Annotated in this window: 2 protein-coding genes; both read left to right on the forward strand. The window is 42.9% G+C overall.

The genetic code is table 11. The features are described 5' to 3' along the window. The first annotated feature begins 168 nt into the window (after nt 1-168). Nucleotides 169-2,106 (forward strand): DNA topoisomerase (ATP-hydrolyzing) subunit B, encoded by a 1,938-nt coding sequence (gene gyrB / locus IQ229_RS19145; RefSeq protein WP_194046460.1) that lies wholly within the window; start codon nt 169-171, stop codon nt 2,104-2,106. A gap of 335 nt (nt 2,107-2,441) precedes the next feature. After that, entirely contained in the window at nt 2,442-3,089 is a 648-nt protein-coding gene (locus tag IQ229_RS19150; RefSeq protein WP_194046462.1) for a fasciclin domain-containing protein, read from the forward strand. Nucleotides 3,090-3,407: the final 318 nt, after the last annotated feature.

Genomic DNA, 3,407 nt, shown 5'->3' on the forward strand with positions numbered 1-3,407 from the left:
AGACAGCCCCTGCCCCGTGCCCCTCTTATACGGTACTGCAACCCCAGTATAAACTTCTCTTGAAAATGCCCTACAGACGCCAGCAAGGCTTTTGTGTTACAATTTTGGAGTGTTTTTACTTTTATTTGCCTTTAGGCGATTTCAACCCCACGCATCAGGAGAGTTTACATGACGAGCAGTTACAGTGCCGATCAGATTCAAGTTCTGGAAGGTCTGGAAGCCGTCCGCAAAAGACCAGGAATGTACATCGGTACCACTGGGCCGCGAGGACTCCACCATTTAGTTTACGAGGTGGTGGACAATTCAATCGATGAGGCTTTGGCGGGTCATTGCACTCATATAGAAGTGGATATCAACGCTGATGGTTCGGTGACTGTAACAGATGATGGTCGCGGTATTCCCGTCGATACTCACTCGCGCACCGGAAAATCGGCTTTGGAAACTGTAATGACAGTACTGCACGCCGGTGGTAAGTTTGGCGGCGGTGGCTACAAAGTTTCTGGAGGATTGCACGGGGTTGGTATTTCTGTTGTTAATGCCCTCTCTGAGGTTGTAGAAGTTACGGTTTGGCGAGATAAAAAGGTTCATCTTCAACGCTATGAACGTGGTATCCCAGTTAGTGAACTGCAAGTCAAGCCTTACAAAGAAGCTAGAACTGGAACTTCTGTCACCTTTAAGCCAGATACCCAAATCTTTACAACTAGCATTGAGTTTGATTACATCACTTTATCAGGTCGCCTACGGGAATTAGCGTATCTGAATGCAGGTGTCAAAATTACCTTTACTGACCACCGTTTAGAACTACTAAAAAGCGATACACCGAAAGTAGAATCTTACAATTACAAGGGTGGTATTAAAGAATATATCGCTTACATGAACCGCGAGAAGCAGCCACTGCATGAAGAAATTATCTATGTGCAGGGGGAACGCAATAACGTACAAGTGGAAGTTTCCTTGCAATGGTGTACTGATGCTTATACGGATAATGTTCTAGGTTTTGCCAACAATATTCGTACTGTGGATGGTGGTACGCACTTAGAAGGGTTGAAGGCGGTTTTGACTCGGACATTAAATGCGATCGCTCGCAAGCGCAATAAAATTAAAGAGAATGAACCTAACCTCAGTGGCGAACACGTCCGCGAAGGTTTGACTGCGGTAATTTCCGTTAAAGTCCCAGATCCAGAATTTGAAGGACAAACCAAAACTAAACTCGGTAACACCGAAGTTCGAGGGATTGTTGATTCTTTGGTGGGAGAAGTCCTCACCGAGTATCTAGAATTTCATCCTGCGATCGCAGATTCAATTTTAGATAAAGCCATCCAAGCTTTCAAGGCCGCAGAAGCAGCGCGTCATGCGCGGGAATTAGTTCGGCGCAAATCCGTACTGGAATCTTCGCCATTACCTGGTAAATTGGCAGATTGCAGTTCTCGTGATCCCAGCGAATCTGAGATATTCATCGTGGAAGGGGATTCAGCCGGTGGGAGTGCAAAACAGGGACGCGATCGCCGTACTCAAGCTATCTTGCCTCTACGTGGTAAAATTCTCAACATTGAAAAAACTGACGATGCCAAAATTTATAAAAATAACGAAGTTCAATCGTTAATTACAGCACTCGGTTTAGGTGTCAAAGGTGATGAATTCGATTCCACTCAACTGCGTTATCACCGCATAGTCATCATGACGGATGCTGACGTAGATGGGGCGCACATTCGGACTTTGTTGTTAACATTCTTCTATCGATATCAACGATCGCTCATTGAACAAGGCTTTATTTATATTGCTTGTCCCCCACTGTTTAAAGTAGAACGGGGACGTAATCATGAGTACTGCTATAGCGATCGCGAAAAAAATCAAGCGATCGCTAAATTCCCTGCTAACGCCAACTATACCATCCAACGCTTCAAAGGTTTGGGTGAAATGATGCCACAACAACTCTGGGACACCACCATGAACCCAGAAACCCGCAAAATGAAGCAAGTCGAAATTGAGGATGCCGCCGAAGCCGATCGCATCTTCACAATTTTAATGGGCGATCGAGTCGCACCCAGAAGAGAATTCATCGAAACCTTTGGCTCTAAACTCAACTTCACCGATCTTGATATCTAATCTCAATTCCTTATCAATACTCTGAGAATTTGTGAACTTAGTAATGGGTAATGGGTGAAAACCTATTACCCATGCTTTTTTTATAATTTATCGAAACAGAATTCAGAATTTAGAATTTAAGTCTGATTTCTAAATTCTTCTTCAAGGCTGTTTTCATTACAGAAAATTTAAGACTAACCTATGTCTTTAGGCTGATGACAAACTATTAAATTTATATAAATTTTGTGTTAATAATTTTTAATACTACAAACTATGTCGTTAGATGAGTGACTATACCCATAAATTCATTAACTATTGTTAATGATCCCCTATTTAACAGGATTCTACACAAAGCTATGAAAGCGAGCAAAGGCATAGTAGGAAAAGCATTGTTTAATATTATTGGCATAGGTAGCTTGGTTGCTCTGTCTGCCTGCGCTCAACCTGTCACAGAAACTCCCACTGCAACTGTCCCTCCCGTTGCCCAAACCCCCATAACAACTGTTCCTCCCGCTACACCAACTCCTGCTGCCACCGCTGCCAACCAAAATTTAGCAGAACTGGCAACATCCGCAGCTAGTCAAGGACAGTTTAAAACTCTCATCCAAGCAGTGCAAGCTGCCGGATTAACTGAACAATTGTCTACACCAGGCCCTTACACAGTATTTGCACCGACTGACGCCGCTTTCTCTGCTTTACCGAAAGCTACTCTAGACCAACTCTTGCAGCCAGCAAACAAACAACAATTAGTCAGGCTTCTGGCCTACCATGTCGTCCCTGGGGGAACTACCTCCCAGCAATTGACATCTGGAGAAGTTAAAACAGTTGAGGGTAGTCCCGTTAAAGTAACGGTTGATCGTGCTAGCAACTCAATTACAGTCAACAACGCTAAAGTGACTCAGCCAGATATCCCAGCTAGCAACGGCATTGTTCATGTAGTTGATCGGGTACTTCTCCCACCTAATTTTGCTGCAAGTCTAAACACAACCCCAACACCACGGTAGTTCAGCAAAGTTCATAGTCTCCAGTTTTCGTTAGGGGTAGTTTTCAAAGTCACCATGACTTTGAACTAGTCGCTAATAATCAATTAAAAATTTCGTTTGACTTGTCACACAAGTGACAATTAACGCTACAGATACTACAAAACATTCAAGTTTCTCGGTTGTAAAAACCATATAGTTTGCTTATTGTCAATATTTTCTAAACAATCAATACTCGACTCTTAACATAACTACCAACTTTATTGGAGATTTAGTCCAGATAATACTTTTTACTCCGACTTGCTGATTAATTTGAACCACCAGCGATAAATACATTTGTTA

The organism is Nostoc cf. edaphicum LEGE 07299 (assembly GCF_015207245.1).
GTDB classification, from domain to species: domain Bacteria; phylum Cyanobacteriota; class Cyanobacteriia; order Cyanobacteriales; family Nostocaceae; genus Nostoc; species Nostoc edaphicum_B.